Origin of the sequence: Neochlamydia sp. AcF65, from assembly GCF_018342435.1 — a bacterium.
In the GTDB taxonomy this organism is placed as follows: domain Bacteria; phylum Chlamydiota; class Chlamydiia; order Chlamydiales; family Parachlamydiaceae; genus Neochlamydia.
In genome coordinates, this window is record NZ_JAEMUE010000003.1 from 1 (window position 1) to 17,254 (window position 17,254).

Here is a 17,254-nt window from a genome sequence, read left to right on the forward strand (position 1 = left end):
TAATACTCTTCCTGCAGAGATAGGGCGTTTATCCCAGCTCAGTAAACTTTACTTAGACAGCAACCAGCTTACCTCTCTTCCGGTAGAGATATGGCAGCTATTGCAACTACAAGAGCTTTACTTAAGTAACAACCGGCTCGCCACTCTTCCTACCGAGATAGGGCAGCTATTGCAACTACAAGAGCTTTACTTAAGTAACAACCAGCTCACCACTCTTCCTACCGAGATAGGGCAGCTATTTCAGTTGAAAGAGCTTAACTTAAACAACAACAAACTTATCTTACTTCCGGCTGAGATAGGACAGCTATATCAGCTACAATTGTTTGGCTTAAGCAACAACCAACTTACCTTCCTTCCTGTGGAGATATGGCTGCTATCGCAGCTGCAATTGCTTGAATTAGACCGCAACCAGCTCACCGCCCTTCCGGCAGAGATAGGGCAGCTATTGCATTTGCAAAAGCTTGGCTTAAACAACAACCAGCTTACCGCCCTTCCTGCAGAGATAGGGCAATTATCAAAACTACAAGATCTTGACTTGAATAACAACCAAATCACCTCTCTTCCTATAGAAATGAAGGAGCTAACTGCTTTAAAGAAGCTTCAGGTGAATGAGAATCCGCTGCAAAGCATTCCAGATGAAATAAGGGAGCGTTTTTGCCTTTAGCTGAAAAAGTCTGTTCCCTTATCACCTAATGTACTAAAGTCATAAATCGATATGCTGAGTTGATATTGAGAATATAGATAATTTTCCACTAGCATCCGAAGCAGAGAGGGCTTATTCTGCTAAAAGTTTTGATTCTCCATAAAAAAGAAAAAAGTTGACATAAAGCACAACTAGGGAACTCAGGTTAGCAAGCTAAAAGCTTAGAAAGAAAGAGCTTTATCTGTAAGCAACGAATAAGCTTTTAAAACATAGACGGTCCCTCTAGGCCCAAAAGGATAAATATATGAAACTGTCAACAAATTAACATCTCTAGGAAAATTTTGTGCATATACTCGACGTGCATAGTCAATGCTCAACAAGCCATTGTAAGCAAATTCATAACAATAGCGTATACCTAGATCAATGGAACGATGATCGATACGGCCATACCCACCAAAGCTCTCGACTGCTAATTTCTGCTTGCCTAAACCCCATAAGCTATTAATATACACGCATACTCGATGAAGATAAGATCGATTCCATTCGTAGGCGGCATTGGCTACCACCCAAGGCGTCCAGCCATCGGCAGTTCCTATTCCTAAAGTCCCCCACCATCTAGAATACCAAGCAAAACCTTCAATATTTTGCTTACCTATAGCAGCATGTAAAAAAGCCTCATTTCTTCCATGGTAAAAGAGGCTCATATCATTTACTGCTTTTTTCCAAGCTCTCCTAACGCTCAATCCCATGGATAGGCTAACAGGATCACCAAGGTTATCATCCAGGAAAAGATAACGGGCAGCTAATGCGATATGAGTGCAGTTAAAAGAACGTTTTTTTGTATCAGCAAACGCAGTTTCTAGCTGAAGGCAATAAGGATCATAGGCCACTAGTAGGCTAGCGTTAATCAATTGATCCTTAGAAGAATAATGTCCGCTTCCTTTAAGAGCATCTACAGAAGCGTAGGATTGAAAATGATAGGCAAGCTCTCCATGGACTTGTAAAGGATTGGGATACCAGGGCTTAAACTCAACTCCTGGGAGCAGACTAGGCAAGACTAACAATAAATAAGCGAGGCAATTTTTCATTAAGCGCCCAAGCCCCTCGCAGAAAGTTCACGCTCAGCTTCGATAGCTGCCATGCAGCCGGTCCCGGCAGCTGTAATGGCTTGCCTGTAAACGTGATCTTGCGCATCGCCTGCTGCAAAAACAAGCTCATGACTTGTTTGGGTAGTTCCAGGTTTAACTGCAATATATCCATTGCCATGCAATTCAATTTGTCCTTGCAAAAATTTTGTATTAGGTGTGTGACCTACAGCAAAAAAAACTCCGCCTGCTTCCTGAGTCGTAAGCTCAAGAGTTTTTAGATTTTTGAGCGTGACATTTTGCACTACATTTTCTCCGGTGACCTCTACAATTTCACTATCCCATAGGATTTCAATTTTTGGATGATTTAAAGCTCGTTCTTGCATAATCTTGGAGGCTCTAAGTTTATCACGTCGGTGAACGAGGTAAACTTTACTTGCAAACTTTGTTAAGAAAGTCGCTTCTTCGACAGCGGAGTCCCCCCCTCCAATCACATAAAGCTTTTTATCTCGAAAGATGGGCATAGCTCCATCACAGACAGCGCAGGCTGTCACCCCTTTTTGCCAAAACTCTCCGTCTCTTGTCCCTGGAATGTCTAAACGATTAGCTGTTGCTCCTGTAGCTAAGATAACCGCATCTGCATAGTAAGCATGCTCCTTTCCATTGATAATTAAAGGTGCCTTACTAAAATCCACAGATTCCACGTCGTCCCTTAAAATATGTGTACCAAAACGTAAGGCTTGCTTACGGAAAGCCTCCATCAGCGCAGGCCCGGTTATTCCCTCAGGAAAGCCAGGAAAATTTTCTACCTCTGTGGTGGTCATTAGCTGACCCCCAGAAGGCCCAGAAAAAAAACCCTCATAAAGTACAGGTTCTAAATTAGCACGTGCTGCATAGATAGCTGCTGTATAACCTGCTGGTCCTGATCCAATGATCACTAATTTCGCTTTTTTCATAGGGATAATCCTGGGAATAATTGATGAACAGACGAAAATCATACTGGATAAAAAATAAAGGATAAAGAAAAAATCTACCTTCTAAGTTTTATTCCTAGTCGCTTACTTTTTGTTTGAAGATCAAGAGAAAAAAAAGCATTAGAGGCAAAAGAATAAGTAGTAATGCTTGATTGCCAAATAATTAGCAATTAATTTAGGATATAAACGTTATAAAGTTAATTTATTTATTTCTTGTAAAGCATACCTAAGAAAGGAGCCCTTATGGGTTTTATTAGCCAGATTCAAGAATTTGATATACCTGAAAGAGAGCAAGTCTCTCAGATACAATACTCAAAATTTTCTTTAATTAATTTAAATTCAGAAAGCAAAAGCACCGCACTGAAAGTGGCTAAATTTGTTGGCGCTGCAGGTGCCTTGGTTATTGTTGCTTATTTGGCTCTTAGTCCTTCTTTAGATTTTGAAGGTAAACCCCTTGATTTTCCTTCTACCCTTTCTTTTTTAAATGATATCAAAGGATTGTTGGAATAATTTTTTATTCTCTAAGGATAATTAACAATGGGGGCAGGCATCTATAAAAGCAATTTTTTTATAGAACTAGGCATTCCTTTTTATTTATCCATTTTATTATTCGAAGGTATTAGTCTCTTTTAGCCATCAATCCTACTTGCTGGCATACAGAATAGACAATCGAGGTAGCGACGCTCACTAGTGAAGCTTTTTTAACCAGCTCGTAGGTAGGATCCTGATCTTCTACCCATTCACAAGAAGCTGCAATTGCATATAAGCTGCCTACCAAGCTAATACACGATAAAGAAATCTTTAGCGTTTTATCCGCGGTATCTTTCCATGTTGAAATTGAAGGATTACGACGTAATATAGGTTTTTCAATATTTGCTTCACTATAGATAGAAAGCACATGGGTTCCTGCGTCCATAGCGCTTTGAGCACCATTCTTTATTAAAGGGTGAGAGATTAAAAGAGTGCTTGCTTTTAAGATTCTAAGAAAAAGCACCCCCGCTTTCAAGTAGGCCTTCAACAGTTGGCCGTCGATATCATCTTTCAATTCTTGGCTAGCTGCATTGGCAGGTGCCAAACTAACCAGTTGCTTATTTTCAAAATAGTTGTTTTTTTTAATTTCCATTAAAAGCTTAATAAGTTGGTAGGCATTCCATGCTGAACTCCCTCCAGTAACTACTCCTATATCTTTTGCTTGTTTACCATAGCTAAGTATCTCTTTACTTAAAATCGTAACTAGGGCTTTTAAATTTAGAGGAACGGGTTGACTAGTTTTAGCCGCCTGTTCAAATAATTTAAGAGCAGATTCTATTTCGGTTCCGCCGCGCGGTAGAGAAATAGATTCTAAGCTGGCTAGCTCATTAATTTTATCTGAAAGCTCAATTTTACTACCTTCATTAATAGATGACATTTTACTCTCCTTTTGAGGTCAGGGATAAACTTAGATCTCAAGGTTTTCATATCGTGTGAAAACCTGTTCCATTGTAAGGCGATCTTGAGTGTTAGTAAGGGTCATACTTTTCAGAAGATCTCCAAGAGCAGTAAGCTTTTTCTCATCCGCCAGCTCTTTTTCTTTCATCTTTGCAATCAGAGCATCGATATAGCCATGAACCTCATGTTGGGCTGCAGCAGATACACTCTTTGAAGGCTTTACAAGCAGGCGCCCTAAAAGCTTTACTTTGGCTTTTAAACCTACCGCTTTGACTTGAGGACAGGCAGCATTTTCAACAAGAAATTTTTCAATACCTCGCAAATTTAAAGATGAATTATTGGGAGGTTTTCTTGTAGTGGGTGGATAGATCATTAAATCACTTTGCAAAAGCCCTTCTTCAAGCATACGTATTAAAACTAAGGCAGAGCTATAGACCTCAGCTTTTTTGCTTATTTTTCCTTCTACCGCAGCAAAACGCTGATTACCCGTATGAATTTTTTCTTCGTTATCTTTTATCTTTTGGGTTTTACCAAAATCGGAGAGTTTTACTTTTTTAACTACCCCCTCCTCGTAGGACTGAGTATAGACTAAAATATTCTCCGGCTTTAGATCGCCATGCACGTAACCTGCCGCATGTAGGTCTTTTACTCCTCTCAAAAATCCTTTAGCTAGTAGAGCTCTGTTTTTAAAGTCATTCTGAAACTGCTCAGGGGTAGGCGTTTCTATTATCTGATCCAAAGAATCTCTAGCTCTGCTAATTTCCTTTTCTACATCCCGCGTAGCTTTAAGGGTTTTTACCGTATAAGCGCCGTTAATACGTTTAGAATCCCCTACTTCTTCCATTTCAACCGCAAGATTAGCTCCTACATTACCCCATTGCTCAATTGATAATTTGTCTAGCAAGATAGTTGCTTGCTCCTGCGACATTTTCATCTGTTCTATAAAGAATTTTTTTACCTCCGGTGGATTGGATAAAGCCTCGGCAAATGCCGCCAAATTAGTATATTTTTTTAGTACGCCTTCCACAATTTTAGCAGCGTCCCCCGAAGCAAAGCTTTGAACCACTAGTGGGCGTAGAGTAGCCTTAAAAAGGCTATTACTTATATTCTTGGCAATTTTAACTTCTTCAGCTATCTCAGCTTTCTTAAAATAGCCTTTAAGCGAAAAACCTCTTTCACTTCCCAAAGGCGTGAAAAAAGCGTGGGGAGATGGATCTAAAGAATTGGCGATCCATACACGTTTGGCTTTACCTAGCCCTACCTCTTTATATTCATTAATTTCTCCATCAAAATATTTTATGGCCCAAGTGGAGATTTTTAAAGGTTTCATTAAGAAGATAAGCTCATTACGTTGTCGAAAAATTTTTAAATAAATCTCCTCTAGCTTTTTGTTTGCTTTGCTGTTCTTAGCATCAATTTCTTGCGACTCAAATTGCTTACATTGGGCATACGAAAGCTTTAACTTATCAATCTTTTTAGAAGCCTCTCCTACCAATTTAAGATTTTGCCCACCAAGATTTAAGCTTAAGAGTTCTTTTTTAAGGTTATCCAATTGCTCAAGCTCTTCCCTAATAGCTGTTAAAGGGCTTTTAGCAGAAGCTATAGGCTTTAATTTTGGCGCTGGCAAAGTGGCGGAGGGCGAGTAAAAAAACCTTGCGATGTTTTTCTGTTTTATCTTTGTAGATTGAGTAATCTTATTTTTAACCCTTTCTAGGTGAGTTTTAATAGATTGAATAAAGTTTTCACTTGGAGCTTGGTGAGGGGTAGATACTTTTTTTATAAGCGCGATTCTTACCCCCCAACTAGGATGTTTAACAGCTTTAACCCATTCAGAATGAACAAGTATGTTGTTTTTTCTGTGGTTGCCAATTTGCCGTGAGGCCTTCTCCAATTTTTGCTCGGCAAAAGATACCCTTCGAACTTCTGCGAAATAGCTCGATGATGGACTAATCATGCTCATATAAATTCTTTTTATTCCCTTGAGTAAAAACCAAGCTCTTCTCTCTATAATTAAATTATAACCCCCAATTATTAATAAATTATTAATTAAACTATCATTTAACTAACAAAATAATAACAGAAAAACTCAACACCTTTAATTAAAGAGGAATTACAAAGGCTTTTCTAGTGAAAAAAAGAAAAATTTAAATAAATTAATAAATATCAAATTGACATAAAATCAACATTACTATTTAATCAGAGAGTCTGAGCCGACCTGTAATCTCAAAAACCTATTAAAAGTCCAGCGATCGCTGCCTTAGATAGTGATAATCAAATTTACATTTATTTAAGAATCCACCACTAAAATGGAACAATAATGACTTTCTTATCTACTGTTCGCGATACTCTATTCTCCCGAGAAAAGGTTGAAGAAAAAGAAAAAGGCTTTGGTACTTTTATTGGAGTGTTCGTTCCTAGTATACTCATGCTTTTTGGGGTCATTATTTTCTTAAGGCTCGGTTGGATTGTAGGTCAAGTAGGGCTGTCTACCACTCTAATGATTGTAACGTCAGCAGCCTTTATCGCTCTTGTAACCACCCTTTCTATGACCTCGATAGCCACTAATATTGAAATAGGAAAAGGTGGTGTTTATTATATACTCTCTCGTTCGCTAGGAATAGAGATAGGAGCTGCCATTGGACTTCCTCTCTATGTAAAGCAATCGCTATCGATTGCTTTTTGTGTGATTGGATTTGCAGAGTCGTTACATGATTTAATCCCTCAATGGTCGATAGTCTCTATTAGCATAGCAACGCTTATCGTCCTTACCGCTTTAGCCTATTTTTCATTAAGTGGAGCACTCAAAATCCAAGTCTTCATTTTTGTGAGCCTGATAGCTTCTTTAATCTCTCTCTTCATGGGAGGTGGTGAATTTATTTCTCCCAGTCCCGAAAGTTTTACTCCTGAGCCTGCCACATCCCTAGGCTTTTGGACTATTTTTGCTATCTTTTTTCCAGCTATGACAGGCGTAGAAGCCACAGTTTCTTTATCGGGAGATCTACGCAAGCCTGAACGTTCTCTGCCCTTAGGTACTTTAAGTGCTTTGCTTGTGGCTTACGTTATCTATATGCTTATTCCTGTCTTTTTAGTTAAAAATGTATCCCTCGAGCTATTATCTGCTGATCCCTTGATCATGCAGAATATAGCAAGGATTCCTTCTCTAATTATTTTAGGCATATGGGGAGCGACTATATCAAGTGCTCTAGGAGGCCTTTTGGGGGCTCCAAGAATGCTACAAGCACTAGCAGAAGATGGAGTAGTTCCTCAAATATTTGCACGCACTTTTGGAAAAGATAAGCAACCTCGTATAGCCACCTTAACCACTTTTTGCATTTCCTTTTGTGGCGTCTATTTTGGAAGTGTTAACGTACTCGCTCCGCTTCTTGCCATGATCTGCCTGATCTGCTATGGCGTTTTAAACTTTTCCGCAGGCTTTGAAACTTTAATGGCCAATCCCAGCTGGCGCCCCCGCTTTCGCATCCACTGGAGTATATCTATGCTGGGAGCGCTCCTCTGTGTCTTAACGATGTTAATGATTGATGCCGGAGCTGCTATTATGGCCGTAGCGCTCATCATCTTATTTTATTTAATTGCCAAGCGCCGCGCTTTAAGTGGTGCCTGGGATGATATGCGCTATGGCATCCTTGTATTCTTTTCACGCTTTGCCATTTATCGATTGGCCTACAGCAAAAGCGTGGCTAAATCTTGGCGGCCTCATTTTCTTGTTTTTTCAAAGAATACAGAAGGCTATTCTAACAACTTACTTGAGTTCACCCAAGCCATTAGCCAGAGTAAAGGCTTTTTGACAATGGCCTCTTTTGTTCCTCAAGAGCTTGATAATGAAAAAGAAAAACAAGAATTAAAAAGAACGATTGCAGAAGATCTTCAAAAGCAAAACATTCAAGCCCTTGTCCATATCATGCATACGCCTAAAATAACGGCAGGTATGACACAAATGATCAAAAGCTATGGCCTAGGCCCCCTTCAACCTAATACGCTTGTCTTTGGAGGAGTTGCCGACAACGAGGCGCAAGAATTTGCTCAAGTCATGAAGGAAGCTTATCTAAAGTATTTCAATGTGGTAATCTTAAATGAAAATAGGTCGAAAGATTTACTCCCTTTACAAGATAGAAAATTAGCGGGAGATATTCACATCTGGTGGGATGAAAAGAATATAGAAAATTCTGAGCTCATGTTGATCCTCTCCTATATGTTGCAAACAAGCCCTCTATGGAAAAAAACAAGAATTTGCTTAAAAGGAATTGTGGATAATGAAACTCTTCGTAAGCAAGAAATAGAAAAGTTTAAGCAAATTGGTGTAAGCAAAAGACTTCCTTTAGATGTGGAAATTTTAGTTTCCGATGAAAGTAGAGCTTGCTTTTATCCCTTAGTAGAAGAATTTTCTAAAAATGCGGGTATCGTTTTCATAAGCATGCGCGCACCAAAAATGGGTGAGTCGATGGAAGACTACACGGCTTACTTAAATGAAATAACTCTATTTTCTACCAATCTTCCCCCCACTGCTTTAGTGCTAGGCTCAAAAAGCACACCCCTTGATAACATTTTAAAATAAAGAAGAAATACCAGAAAATAAGCCTCTAACAACTTAACAGTTTTTTTTCAAGCATTTTAAGAAGTGCTTCTTAAAAGCTACATCTCTTATTGACTAATGCTACTTCTTTTTTTATAATGCCCTCCTTTCAAATAGGCAAAAAGAAAAATTACCTTTAAAAATCTCCTTTTTTCTTCCCTTATCTTAAAGAAGCCCTCTTTATGGTAAAGGCTTAATGTTTACTTTTTTGCCCATATTAAAAACTGAATCGATTATTTTAAAACCTACAGTAGAACACATGCATTATTTTCTAGTGATATCCTTTTTCGCCTACTTTTTTATGCTACTTTGCATGGGACTATATTTCCATAAAAAGCAGACATCCGCGGCCGATTTTATTATAGGCAATCGCTCACTCAACTTTTGGCTAACAGCTCTTTCTGCCCACGCCAGCGATATGAGCGCCTGGCTTTTTATGGCCTTTCCAGCTGCCGTCTTTAGTAGTGGCTTACCTAAGATCTGGATTGCATGGGGATTAATTGGGGGAATGTTTGTTAATTGGCAATTTATTGCTGCACGTTTAAGAAGAGCTACCGAAAAATATAATGCTCATACTCTCTCTACCTTTTTCGAACGCCGCTTCAATGATAAGTCAGGGACCATAAGACTCTTAACAGCTGCCATCGCTCTTTTTTTCCTCGCTTCCTATATAGCAGCGGGATTAATAGCCATGGGACTTCTCTTTGAATCTGTTTTTGGCATTAACTACTATGTAGGTTTATCTGTTGCCATGCTTGTCGTCGTCATTTATACCTTGATAGGCGGATTTGTTACCGTAGCATGGACAGATTTGTTTCAGTCTCTTTTTCTGATGGCTATGATTATCTTTGTTCCGGCTTATGCTTTTATGCACTTACCGCATGGATGGCAATCTATTATAGAAGCGGCTAAAAACCAAAATGCCTCCCTCTTTTTCTTTAAGGATCTCTCCCTCTCTTCCATCCTCGAGGCTATATTTATGGCCACCTGGGGATTAGGCTATTTTGGGCAACCTCATATTGTGACCAAATTTATGGGGATTAGAAATGTGGAAGAGATGCATAAATCCAAATATGTAGGGATGTCTTGGTTAATTCTTACCTTGCTAGGAGCAACAGCCGTAGGACTTATAGGGCTACCTTTTTTTGATGGTCAGCTCCGTGATCCTCAACTGGTCTTTATTGATATGGTCCCCCTCCTCTTTCATCCCCTTGTCACCGGCTTTATCTTATGTGCTATCCTTGCTGCCAACATGTCCACCATGGATTCCCAACTTTTAGTCTGTGCTTCCATCATCAGCGAGGATTTTTACAAAGGTATTTTTAGAAAAGAAGCTTCTCCCCAAAAGCTACTTTTAATTTCACGCCTAGGTCTTGTCTTTACCGCTCTATCCTCATTAATTCTAGCGTATAACAAAAGTACAACCGTTTTAGAAGCGGTAAGGTATGCTTGGGCTGGCTTAGGATGCTCCTTTGGTCCTTTAATGCTCATGTCTCTTTATTCTCAATCGATCAATAAATATGGGGCTATAGCCGGCATACTTACTGGAGGAATAATTGCAGGCACCTGGGAGGCTTATAGCAAGCAGCTATTAGGACATAACGTTCCTGCCGAAATTCCTGCCTTTGCGGTCAGCTTAATCAGCATTTATCTGGTATCGAAATGGACAGCAAAAATTACGGTTGAGTGTGACAGCAAGGATTCGTAAGCAGAAAGGTTTGTCAAAAATTTCTTGACAATCCGATCGACCTAGTGCGCGTGAGCTAGCTGCCAATGGGTGCCTTTTCGGACGAGTAGCTGCTTTGGCATTTGGGCAATCCTTGCTGTTCTAGCTGCTCGCTGCTACTCCACTCGTGCTTCTCTTCAATTAAGCGGCTAAAGTTGAAGCCTTCGCCGCTCTCTTATTCATTTCCTTTTATATCTACCAGTGTAAATGTTAGACAGAGCTTTAGTTTTTATAATAAACATTTTCTTTATGATGAATTCGCTAGCTTTTTATCTCTTAAGACGTGCCCATGCTTTCCTGCTTTAGATTTCCGTATTTTCATTAGAGGTATTTAAATTGCAATCCTCTATTGCCTCAGTAGAAGAACTTTCACTAGAAAGCTTAAGGTTAATGGCACGAGCTTTATCAGTACATTCAGCTGCCTTCTTCGGATTGCCTTGTGCTTGGTAAATTAATCCCAGGTTATTGTAACAATTTGCTACGGCGGGACGATTTTCATCAAAGAAGTTGACGCCAATGGCAAGAGCTTTATCAATACATTCAGCTGCGTTCTTTAGATTACCTTGTTTTTGATAAATTAATCCCAGAGTATTGTAGCAAGCTGCCAAGGCTGGATGATTTTCACCAAAAAATTTAAGATCAATGGCAAGAGCTTTTTTGAAACATTTTGCTGCCTGGTTCAAATTTCCTTGGTTATAGTAGATTGTTCCCCTTTTGATATAATCTATTGCTACGATACGATGTTTTTCGTTCAAAACTGTAGGATCGATAGACAGGGTTATTTTATAATACTTAGCCGCTTTTTCTAAATTTCCTTGCTCATGGTAAATTTGTCCTAGGTTGTTATAATCAGTTGCCACTTGGGGATGATTTTCACCAAAAACTTTAAGATTAATGGCAAGAGCTTTTTTAGCATATTTAGCCGCCATATCTGTATTACGCTGTTCTTTATAAAATTGTCTCAAATTACTGTAGCATATTCCTACAACGTCAGGATATTCGCCTAAAAGCTTTACCTCAAGGGTGAGAGCTTTCTCGGCATACTCGGCTGACTTTTCTAAATTTTCTTGGTTTAAATATATTTGGCTTAATCGGGTATGATATATTGCTACAGTCGTAGGATGTACACCCGAAATTTTACGTCTCATGGCAAGAGCTTTCTCAACATACTCAGCTTCCAGATTTAAATTGCCCTGTTGTTGGTAGATTATTCCCAAGCTGTTGTAATCTCTTTCTAAATTGCGATAAATTTCATCCAAAAACTTAAGGTGCATGGCAAGAGTTTTCTCAGTGCCCTCAGCCGCCTGCACTAGTTTGCCATAGCTTTGGTAGATCATTCCTTGGAGGCGACAGTCCGTTGCAACAGAGCGATGATTTTCATCCAAAATGCTAGGGTTAATAGCAAGAGCTTTCTCGACATACCTGGTTGCTTTATTGGGCTTACCTAGTTCTCGGTAGAGGTTTCCTAATTCATGGTAATCTTTTGCCACCTCAAAATGCTTTCCATTAAAACACTTAAGTTTAATTGTAAGTGATTCCTTAACACGCTTAGCCGCCTTCTTTAACTCATTATGCTCTTGGCAAATCAACTCAAGGCTTTTGCGATAAGATGTGACCTCGCTAGAATTATTTCCATTAAGTTTACGCTCAACGATAAGCGCCTTTGTGGCATGCTCAGCTGCCTTTTGCCATTTCCTTTGTTTTAAATAGGCTTGACTCAGGTTATCATAAAGCTTCGCAATATCTGGATGATTTTGCTCCAAAAAGTCAAGGTTAATAGCAAGCGCTTTCTTGACATACTTAGCCGCCCTTTTTAAATCACCTTGGGTTAAATAGGTTTGGCTTAGCTTGTTGTAAAGTATTGCAACATCAAGATAATTTTCATCTAAAAAGTTAAGGTTAATAGCAAGCGCTTTCTTGACATACTCAGCCGCCCTTTTTAAATCACCTTGGTTTAAGTAAGTTTGGCTCAGTTCGTTGTAATCCTCTGCTTCATGGAGATAGTTCTTACCTACAAGCTCTAGGGTAATAGCATACGCTTTCTTGGCACACTCAGCCGCTGGTTCTAAATTACCTTGGCCTAGATAGGTTTGGCTCAACTTTTCATAATCTTTGGCTACATTGCGACGAACCTCACCCAACAATCTAAGGTTAATGGTAAGAGCTTTCCTGGCTTGCTCAGTCGCCTTGTCAAAATTGCCTTGATTTGAATTGATTTGGCTCAGTTGAGTATAATATGTTGCCCTCTTTGAATGATCCCCACCAAAAAGCTTAGGATCAATGGCGAGAGCTTTTTTTAGACACTCAGCTGCCTCCTTGAAATTTCCGTGGTTTAGATGAATTTGGTACCGGTTTACGTATTTTTCTGTTAACTCGGCATGATTAAAAAGCTCAGTACCAATGGCTCGAGCTTTATTACTACCCCCAGCTGCCTCCTCTAAATTTCTAAGACTAAATCTGTGGACCTGAGACAAATTTTCATAGCTTTTTTTTACCAAGCTCGAATTTTCTCCAGAAATCTTACAATAAATTTCAATTGCTCGATTTATACACTTAATTGCCTCCTCTTTATTTCCTAATTGATTGTAAAGATTCCCTAAATTATTATAACAAGCTGCCGCACTTGAATGATTCTCTCCAAAAAGCTTACGATTGATTTTGAGAGCGTGATTTATATATTCTAATGGCTTTTCTTTTTGCTTTTCTTTATCCCATACATATAATTGCTGATAAAGGCACCCTAGGATGTTAAAACGGCTTGCTACCGCTGGATGATATTCTCCAAATTGCTTAAAATCAATATCGAGTGCTTTCTCAGTCCATTTAATTGCTTCTTCTACTTCTTCGTAATCTGCGTAAATCAAGCCTAGGACGTGGTAAACACCTGCCATCCTTGCGTGATTCTCACCAAATAACTTAAGATCTATTGCAAAAGCTTTATTAATATACTGAACCGCCATTCTTAAATTTCCGTAATCACAGTAAATGGTTGCTAAGTTAAGATAATTTATTGACACATTTGCATGATGTTTGCCAAAGTGCTGGACATTGATTTTAAGCGCCTTCCTAGTATATTCAATTGCCTTTTCTAAACTTCCTGCTTTTTGGAAGACATATCCTAGATTGCTATAAGATGCGGCCGCCTTTACATGATTCTTACCATAACGATCAGTAATAATTTTGTGAGCCCGATCAAAATAATAAAGTGCTTTTTCTGAATCATTTTGTTCTATATATATTAATCCTAAATTGTTATAGCTGGTTGCCACTTTTAAATCTTTGTGAGAAAGCTCCTCGTAAATTTTGATAGCCTTTTCAGCACAATCAATTGCCTTCTTTAACTTGCCTCGCTCTTGGTAAATTAAACAGAGATTATTAAAATCTCTTGCCATGTTGAGGAATGTTTCAACATACTGTCTATGATCGATTTTAAGTGCTTTAGCAATATAATTCTTCGCTTGCTTTAAATTCTTTTGTTCATAGCAGGCCATTCCTAAAGCATTTAATAGATTAGAATTTTCTGGATCGTTTTCTGTTGCTAATAAGTACCCTCTTATTGCCTCTTCATGTTGAAAAAGCCTTAAAGCTATGCTTCCTTGAATCTGTGGCGAATCATCATCTAAAGTGGAAGAAGTAAGTATACTCTCAGGCCCTAAATCATTCTGCTTTATATATATCAATCCTAAATTGTTATAACTGGTCGCCACTTCTAGATCTTTGTAAGAAAGCTTCCCGGAGATTTTGATAGCTTTTTCAGCACGATCAATTGCCTTCTTTAACTTGCCTCGCTCTAGGTAAATTAAACAGAGATTATTAAAATCTCTTGCCATGTTGAGGGATGTTTCAACAAACTGCTCATAATCGATTTCAAATGCTTCAGCAATATAATTCTTCGCTTGCTTTAAATTCTTTTGCTCGCGGTAGGCCATTCCTAAAGCATTTAATAGATTAGAACTTTTTGGATCGTTTTTTGTTGCTAATAAGTACCATCTTATTGCCTCCTCGTGTTGAAAAAGCCTTAAAGCTATGCTTCCTTGAGCCTGTGGCGAATTATCATCTAAGGTAGAAGATGTAAGTATACTTTCATCTCCGGATAAAAAAGCTTGGATAGCCTGGTAGAATGGAATAAAAAAGCTATAAATTTTTTTTACTTTTTCTAATGCTCCCTCATTTAAAGCAAACTGCTCTTGGATAAGTTCAGGTTCATCAAACCCAAAAGGTTTAAGCAGAGGATTCATCATCTCTTTTTGTGCTTGATAATGAGAGTAAGTTTTAAGGCGCATGAATAACGCTATACTTATCCACTCGTCTAGCTTTGTAGACGCACCTTCTGTTAAAATTCCTTGCTCCTTTAGTTGCTCGATCCTACTGAAAGTATTGGAAGCTACTATTTTTTTGAGAAGAGATAGCCGATCCACGGCCAGATGGGGAAACCGGTACAAATCATTTTTCACTTTAAAAAGCATACCTTGCCTTTCTAAATGGCCCATTCCTGGGTCAAAAGATATCATATCCTCTTTGACTAAATGAACTTTAGCCAAGTATTGACGCAGGTTAAGGTTTTCTTGGTAAGGCGTATTAAGTTTTTCTTGAATGTTTTCAATGTACTGTTTAGTTAACTCATGATTACCTAGGAGGTGAGTGAAAGTCAAAAGTTCCATAGGAAGATGAGGCTCTTTCTGATGCCACCATTTACCATTTTCATCTTGAGCGATATATTGAGCCATCTTTTGAGGAGTTTGAATAAGCTCAAAAGTCTGGCGATTACCAAAGGGGGTTTTACACCCTTTTCCTTCTGCTCCTTCCCCATCAAATGCAAAACCTCGTGGAGTTATTCCATCAAAAAAACTTATGTCATTTAAGCAAGGAATGTTTAAAGCAGGAAGAATGGTTTCTCCTAAATTGATAACTTTCAGATGAATTAAAGTCGTAAGGTGTTTAAAATATTTTCTATTATATTTATTATCTTCTTTCATAAGGATACCAAACTCTAGATCGGAATAAGGGGTCATTTCTTCTCTAGCTAATGAACCAAAGCCTATCATGGCATATTCACAAGGCGCAGGATCTAATTGATGTAAGGCCTGTATTGTAAGCTGCCCAAAGAAAATTTTTATTTGATAAGCTATCTTACCATACAGCTCTCTTACCTCTTGAGAAGAAGGGCTCTCTGGCAGAGCTTGAACTTTCTTCTCTATTTCTGCTCTAAATTTTTTTAATGTATGGCGATTGCTTTCAAATTGTTTCTTCATTACCGCCGAATCAAGCGATTTTCCTTTACATTCTCTAGCAAGTAAATTTTGTACGTAAAAAACTCTATCTCTAATAATTTCTTGCCTTTCCTCAGAAGCTAGGTGTAAAGCATAGTTGTAAAGGCCTGCCGCCTGCAGAAGCGCTTCTGGTGTTTCTTTTCTCAGATAAATGTCGCCCAGTTTTTCTATGCAAAAGCTTTCTTGAAGAAGATCTTTTTCTCGAACAGCAATTTTTAAAGCTTGCGTATAGGCCTCTTCAGCATTCTCTAGCCTAGCATTTGCTAATACATCCCTACCCTGATTAATTGGAGAGATCGTCTCTCCTAACCAATCTGTAAGTTTGTCCAGATAAAGTGGCATTTTCTGAGGTTGATACTTTGTTAAAAGTTTAGTGTTACTTGGCATGTGTTGTCTGAACTTTTGAGCGCAGCTTCTTACGTCAAGAATTTGCCTTAATTCATCCTGCTGCAAACCGCTAAAAGAAAGAAAAATTTTTTGGAAAATTTTTAAGGGCAGAGTAGCTAAAGGACTAGAGGGATCAAATATTTCTTTTTTAGCCGTCCCATCACCTTTTTGAGCATAAATAAAATGACCCCCTAGATCCACTATAAAAATATATTCTTGAGGTCTTTCTTTTTGAGGGATAGTTTCCCATTCCTGGGATCTATCACCTTCCGCTAAACCTGCTTGTGAAAAAATTAACCTATCATGAATACCGCAAATCAACTGTTCCTCATTGACTGTTACTAATCTTATAGGAATAGATAAAGCCGATGCTAATAACTCTCCTTCACCTAAGCCACTCACCCAAGCTCCCTTTCCTATTATTTCTTCCGCTCTTTTAATGTCCGTGTGTTTAACGGTGCCTGCGAGCACTTGCCTTAAATAAGAAATTTTATCTTTTTGGTCGTCTAGCAAGGGTATCCTTCTAGAAAGGCAGGCATAGCTTCCTAAAAAAGCACTAAAAAAGCAGTCGCCATCACTGGGAACACCTTTTAATTCAAATTCTTCTTTTTTTAGGTAAGGAGACACAGCATTTACTTTTTCTACTAGTGAATCACTAATAACGGTGGTAGAGTCTTGCCACAATAACCTAGCTATGCAAGATTGAGTCCATGGGCAAGAAGAAAGGCCTAAAGAATTTTTCTTATTATTATCGAGCTGTTTTTCTTCTTGGGAGTCAACTCTAACGCTTCCTGAATGGCACTTTTTCCATAAGCTGGTTTGTTTAACCAATAGCTTCCATTCTTTGCAGACTAAGCTTGCTTGGTATAAGTCTTGGCATCCTAGTTTTTCAAAGATCTCTAAGCTAATCTCTGCATAAGAGCCTAGTTTTAGATAAGCCTGCTTTCTTTTTTCTATTTCTTTAAATTCAGTAAATACATAAGAGTTAACAAATGCACTCTCTAGATTCATGGGTTTACCAGCCTTTTAGGATTATATACATTTTAACACGTATAAAGAGTTACTTATAATTCTACTAATCTCCCGCTTGCATCTTTACTCGCAAAAGATAAAAAGCAAACTTGAAAACATGCTCTTTTTAGTTTCTTAG

At 38.5% G+C, this 17,254-nt stretch carries 9 protein-coding genes; 4 read left to right on the forward strand and 5 right to left on the reverse strand.

What is annotated here, in order from left to right; all coding sequences use genetic code 11:
* Positions 1–664 (forward strand): leucine-rich repeat domain-containing protein (locus tag NEOC65_RS00090; RefSeq protein WP_213155317.1); only part of this gene is annotated, 664 nt, incomplete at its 5' end.
* Positions 665–864: 200 nt separating this feature from the next.
* Here the strand turns inward: NEOC65_RS00090 and NEOC65_RS00095 are convergent.
* Positions 865–1,731, reverse strand: coding sequence for a hypothetical protein (locus NEOC65_RS00095; RefSeq protein WP_213155318.1), 867 nt, complete (start codon positions 1,729–1,731; stop codon positions 865–867).
* Entirely contained in the window at positions 1,731–2,684 is a 954-nt protein-coding gene (trxB, locus tag NEOC65_RS00100) for a thioredoxin-disulfide reductase (protein ID WP_213155319.1), read from the reverse strand. Before trxB ends, NEOC65_RS00095 begins: the two co-directional genes overlap by 1 nt.
* A 261-nt stretch (positions 2,685–2,945) precedes the next feature.
* Here trxB and NEOC65_RS00105 point away from each other — a divergent pair, with 261 nt between their 5' ends.
* Entirely contained in the window at positions 2,946–3,212 is a 267-nt protein-coding gene (locus tag NEOC65_RS00105) for a hypothetical protein (protein ID WP_213155320.1), read from the forward strand.
* A gap of 109 nt (positions 3,213–3,321) precedes the next feature.
* On the opposite strand, the gene NEOC65_RS00110 is transcribed toward NEOC65_RS00105, so the two are convergent.
* A complete protein-coding gene (locus tag NEOC65_RS00110) occupies positions 3,322–4,110 on the reverse strand; it encodes a hypothetical protein (RefSeq protein ID WP_213155321.1) in 789 nt (262 codons plus the stop codon).
* Between the two features lie 30 nt (positions 4,111–4,140).
* A complete protein-coding gene (locus NEOC65_RS00115) occupies positions 4,141–6,090 on the reverse strand; it encodes a protein kinase domain-containing protein (RefSeq protein ID WP_213155322.1) in 1,950 nt (649 codons plus the stop codon).
* Between the two features lie 357 nt (positions 6,091–6,447).
* Here NEOC65_RS00115 and NEOC65_RS00120 point away from each other — a divergent pair, with 357 nt between their 5' ends.
* Positions 6,448–8,703: an amino acid permease gene (locus NEOC65_RS00120; protein WP_166155299.1), complete on the forward strand. Its 2,256-nt coding sequence runs from the start codon at positions 6,448–6,450 to the stop codon at positions 8,701–8,703.
* A gap of 331 nt (positions 8,704–9,034) precedes the next feature.
* The gene (locus NEOC65_RS00125; protein ID WP_249298927.1) at positions 9,035–10,429 is read left to right on the forward strand and encodes a sodium/proline symporter; all 1,395 of its coding nucleotides are present in this window, start codon (positions 9,035–9,037) and stop codon (positions 10,427–10,429) included.
* Between the two features lie 320 nt (positions 10,430–10,749).
* Here NEOC65_RS00125 and NEOC65_RS00130 read toward each other — a convergent pair whose 3' ends face one another.
* The gene (locus tag NEOC65_RS00130) at positions 10,750–17,115 is read right to left on the reverse strand and encodes a tetratricopeptide repeat protein (protein WP_213155323.1); all 6,366 of its coding nucleotides are present in this window, start codon (positions 17,113–17,115) and stop codon (positions 10,750–10,752) included.
* Positions 17,116–17,254: the final 139 nt, after the last annotated feature.

What these genes read in the sequence shown, in the direction of transcription:
- NEOC65_RS00095 (WP_213155318.1), bottom strand. Translation starts at nt 1,731, where the DNA reads ATGAAAAATTGCCTCGCTTATTTATTGTTAGTCTTGCCTAGTCTGCTC.
- trxB (WP_213155319.1), bottom strand. Translation starts at nt 2,684, where the DNA reads ATGAAAAAAGCGAAATTAGTGATCATTGGATCAGGACCAGCAGGTTAT.
- NEOC65_RS00105 (WP_213155320.1), top strand. Translation starts at nt 2,946, where the DNA reads ATGGGTTTTATTAGCCAGATTCAAGAATTTGATATACCTGAAAGAGAG.
- NEOC65_RS00110 (WP_213155321.1), bottom strand. Translation starts at nt 4,110, where the DNA reads ATGTCATCTATTAATGAAGGTAGTAAAATTGAGCTTTCAGATAAAATT.
- NEOC65_RS00115 (WP_213155322.1), bottom strand. Translation starts at nt 6,090, where the DNA reads ATGAGCATGATTAGTCCATCATCGAGCTATTTCGCAGAAGTTCGAAGG.
- NEOC65_RS00120 (WP_166155299.1), top strand. Translation starts at nt 6,448, where the DNA reads ATGACTTTCTTATCTACTGTTCGCGATACTCTATTCTCCCGAGAAAAG.
- NEOC65_RS00125 (WP_249298927.1), top strand. Translation starts at nt 9,035, where the DNA reads ATGGGACTATATTTCCATAAAAAGCAGACATCCGCGGCCGATTTTATT.
- NEOC65_RS00130 (WP_213155323.1), bottom strand. Translation starts at nt 17,115, where the DNA reads ATGAATCTAGAGAGTGCATTTGTTAACTCTTATGTATTTACTGAATTT.